Source organism: Nocardioides sp. (assembly GCF_035697785.1).
Taxonomy (GTDB): Bacteria; Actinomycetota; Actinomycetes; order Propionibacteriales; family Nocardioidaceae; genus Nocardioides_B.
The window spans coordinates 1-3644 of record NZ_DASSCL010000103.1 but is presented as its reverse complement, the minus strand read 5'-3'; the positions used below and the strand labels follow the sequence as shown (position 1 = coordinate 3644).

Sequence of the window (3644 nt, the reverse complement as noted above, 5' to 3'; positions counted from 1 at the left end):
ACGACGCCGTCCTTGTACTTGTTCACGCCGCCCATGTCGATGCCCTCGAGCGTGGCGTTGACGCCGAACTGCTCGGACTCGCGCGCGGAGTCGGCGACCTCGGCGGCGTGCAGCAGCGCCTTGGTGGGGATGCAGCCGACGTGAAGGCAGGTGCCGCCCAGCTTGCCCTTCTCGACCAGCGCCACCATCAGGCCCAGCTCCGCGGCGCGCAGGGCGCAGGCGTAGCCGCCACTCCCGGCCCCGAGGACCACCACGTCGAACTCGTTGTTGCCGGCCGCGTTGGTGTCGGTCACCGTCTCTCCGCTCTTCTCGTCGGCTGCCAGGGGATCGCCCCGCAGGCACGTCCCGGCCATCTTTGCACCAAAGGCACGCCTGTCGACACCGGGTGTCCGGGCGCGGAAACGGCGTCCGGCTACGGCCATGCGCCACACTGGGGCCATGGGCTTGATGGACCGGTTCCGCCGCGGTGGGACGAAGATGCGACGGCCGCGCGGCAAGGGGCCGACCACGGTCCGCTCCTCCGACAGCGCCGACGCGCGGCACCTGACCGAGTGGGCCAAGTCCCGCCGCGGGGTCGAGGGGTTCGTCGAGCCGCGTACGGCGGTCACCGACGTGACGATCATGCTGGTCGCGCACGACGGCGAGTGGACCCGACGCAGGGTGCCGTCCGTCGAGTGGGCACACTCGTTCGCGAACAAGCACGGCATTCCGTCGTACGACGCCGCCGTCGTCGGCTACCCCGCGCGGATGCGGGAGTACAACCGCCGCAAGAAGGAGTCAGGAAGCTGACTGCTCCGCCACGTCGGTGAGGAGCTCGACCAACGTCGCCACCGCGACGCCGGTGCCGCCGGCCGTCACGTGGCCGTAGGCACCACGCTTGTTGAAGCCGGGCCCGGCGATGTCGAGGTGCGCCCAGCGCAGCCCCTCTGCGACGAACTCCTGCAGGAACGCCGCGGCGTAGATCGCGCCGCCGTAGAGGTCGACGTTGTGCTGCATCAGGTCGGCCACCGTGCTGTAGGTGCGCACCTTGACCGGCATCTCGTCGCTGATCGGCAGCGGCCACAGCTTCTCGCCGGCCCGGGTAGCGGCGTCTCGGATCTGCGTGACCAGTGCGTCGTCGTTGCCCATCACGCCGCCGATCCGGTCGCCGAGCGCCTGCTCGCAGGCTCCGGTCAGGGTGGCAACGTCGACCACGAGGTCGGGCTTCGCCTCCGAGGCCATCCCGAGCGCGTCGGCGAGGACGAGCCGGCCCTCCGCGTCGGTGTTGAGGACCTCGACCGTCCTGCCGCCGTACATCGTGAGCACGTCACCCGGCCGCGTCGCGGTGCCGGACAGCATGTTCTCCGCCAACGGCGCCCACGTCGTCACCGCCACCGGTAGGCCGAGCTCGGCGACCGCGAGGGTCGCGTTGACCACCGCGGCCGCGCCGGCCATGTCGCACTTCATGGTGGTCATCGCCGTGCCGGGCTTGATGGTGAGGCCGCCGGAGTCGAAGGTGATGCCCTTGCCGACCAGGGCGACGTGTGCCTTCGCCCCCCGCGGCTTGTAGGTCAGCTTCACGAGCCGGGGCGGGTTGCTCGACCCCTGGCCGACGCCGAGGATGCCGCCACACCCGTCGGCCGCGAGCTGCTTCTCGTCGAGCACCGTGACCTTGACGCCCTTGTGCGACTTGGCCGCGGCGACCACCTCGTCGGCGAGGACCGGCGGCGTGAGGTCACCGGGAGGGGTGTTCACCCAGTCGCGGGTGCGCGCGACCGCACCTGCGACCACCTGGGCGGTCTCGAAAGCGGCGCGGATGGACCTCGCACGCGCGGCGTCGCTGAGCACGACCACCTCGCCCGGGGCGTCGTCGTCGGTCGAGGACTTGTAGCGCGAGAAGGAGTAGCCGCCGAGCAGGAAGCCCTCCGTCATCGCGCGCACGTGCCCGGCGTCCTCGCCGGGGAGGGCCAGCGCGACGGAGGCGGCGTTGGACACGGTCCGGGCCGCGACGCCGGCGGCGCGGCGTACCACGTCGGGACCGACCTTGTCGGCGGGGCCGAGCCCGACCACGATCAGCAGCGGCGACTTGATCGTGCCGCCGGTGGGGATCTTGACGACTTCGCCCTTCTTGCCGGTGAACCCGAGGGCGGCCAGCAGCGGCGCGAACTTGCGCCCGTACGCCGACGCGACGTCCTGCCCGCCGGCGGCCGCAGCGACGCCCTTGCCGGCCGACACGACACCGATCACGACGGCGTCGGTGCGGGTCTTGGCGGGCGAGCCCTTGCGCAGCGTGTAGGTCGTCACCGCCCGAACTCTAGTCGCCGCCGAGCGGCTCGCAGGCTGGGGTAGGTTGCGGCCCATGCACCCTGTGGACGACCGCGAGACGGCCACCCCTTCCCCGGAGCTCAAGACCTCGCCGCTGCACGAGCGGCACCTCGCCCTCGGCGCCAAGCTGGCCGAGTTCGGCGGCTGGCTGATGCCCCTGGAGTACACCGGCGTCCTCAAGGAGCACAACGCGGTGCGCGACTCGGTCGGGGTGTTCGACGTCAGCCACCTCGGCAAGGCCGTGGTGCGCGGACCGGGCGCGGCGGCGTACGTCAACGCCTGTCTCTCCAACGACCTCGGCAAGATCCAGCCGGGGAAGGCGCAGTACACCCTCTGCTGCGACGACGCGAGCGGCGGCATCGTCGATGACCTGATCGCCTACCTGCACGGGGACGACCACGTCTTCCTGATCCCCAACGCCGCCAACACCGCCGAGGTCGTGCGCCGGCTCGAGGCGGACGCGCCCGACGGTGTCACGGTCGACAACCAGCACGACGACTTCGCGATCCTCGCCGTCCAGGGCACCCACTCCGACGAGGTGCTGGAGGCGATCGGGCTGCCCACCGGCCACGACTACATGTCCTTCACCGAGGCGGCGTACGCCGGGTCGTCGGTGATCGTGTGCCGCACCGGCTACACCGGCGAGCGCGGTTACGAGCTCGTGGCCCCCAACGAGGTCGCCGTCGAGCTGTGGGACGCGCTGATGCGCGCCGGCGAGCCCTACGCCATCACCCCCGCTGGCCTCGGTGCGCGCGACACGCTCCGCACGGAGATGGGCTACCCGCTCCACGGTCAGGACATCAGCCTCGACGTCACGCCGAACCAGGCCCGGCTCGGCTGGGCCGTGGGCTGGAAGAAGGAGGCCTTCTGGGGCCGCGACGCGCTGCTCGCCGAGAAGGAGAGCGGGGCCCGCCGTTTGTTGCGCGGACTGGTCGCCACCGGGCGCGGCATCCCGCGGCCGGGAATGCGAGTGCTGCTGACCCCGGACTTCGCCGTCGGCGCGGTCACCTCCGGCACGTTCTCGCCGAGCCTCAAGAAGGGCGTGGGGCTGGCCCTGATCTCCGCCGACGTCACCGAGGGCGCCGAGGTCTCCGTCGACGTCCGTGGTCGGCCCGAGGTGTTCACGGTGACCAAGCCGCCGTTCGTGACGCCGGGCGTCCGCGAGAGCTGACGGCGAGCTCCGCGCGGTCTCACACGAGGCAGAGCAGCACCAGCGACGCGGTGAAGGTCGCTTCCACGACCGCCCCGAGCACGTCGCCGGTGACCCCGCCGAGCCGCCGTACGGCGCGCCAGCCCAGCGCCGCACCCGCGAGCAGGCCGAGCGGGGCCCACGCCACGGC

General features: G+C 72.0%; 5 protein-coding genes. 2 read left to right on the top strand and 3 right to left on the bottom strand.

Translation table 11 applies throughout. The features are described 5' to 3' along the window. A partial coding sequence (locus VFH10_RS10465) for an FAD-dependent oxidoreductase (RefSeq protein WP_414689863.1) occupies positions 1-353 on the bottom strand: 353 nt, incomplete at its 3' end. Positions 354-438: 85 nt separating this feature from the next. Between VFH10_RS10465 and VFH10_RS10460 the strand changes: the two genes are divergently transcribed. Next, positions 439-789 (top strand): hypothetical protein, encoded by a 351-nt coding sequence (locus tag VFH10_RS10460; RefSeq protein ID WP_325128227.1) that lies wholly within the window; start codon positions 439-441, stop codon positions 787-789. Here the strand turns inward: VFH10_RS10460 and VFH10_RS10455 are convergent. After that, complete coding sequence (locus tag VFH10_RS10455) at positions 778-2283, bottom strand: leucyl aminopeptidase (RefSeq protein ID WP_325128225.1); 1506 nt, start codon at positions 2281-2283, stop codon at positions 778-780. The genes VFH10_RS10460 and VFH10_RS10455 overlap by 12 nt on opposite strands. 55 nt (positions 2284-2338) lie before the next feature. On the opposite strand from VFH10_RS10455, the gene gcvT reads away from it, so the two are divergent. Next, positions 2339-3475, top strand: coding sequence for a glycine cleavage system aminomethyltransferase GcvT (gene gcvT, locus VFH10_RS10450; RefSeq protein WP_325128223.1), 1137 nt, complete (start codon positions 2339-2341; stop codon positions 3473-3475). A gap of 19 nt (positions 3476-3494) precedes the next feature. Here the strand turns inward: gcvT and VFH10_RS18355 are convergent, their stop codons facing one another. After that, positions 3495-3641, bottom strand: coding sequence for an adenosylcobinamide-GDP ribazoletransferase (locus tag VFH10_RS18355; RefSeq protein WP_414689864.1), 147 nt, complete (start codon positions 3639-3641; stop codon positions 3495-3497). Positions 3642-3644: the final 3 nt, after the last annotated feature.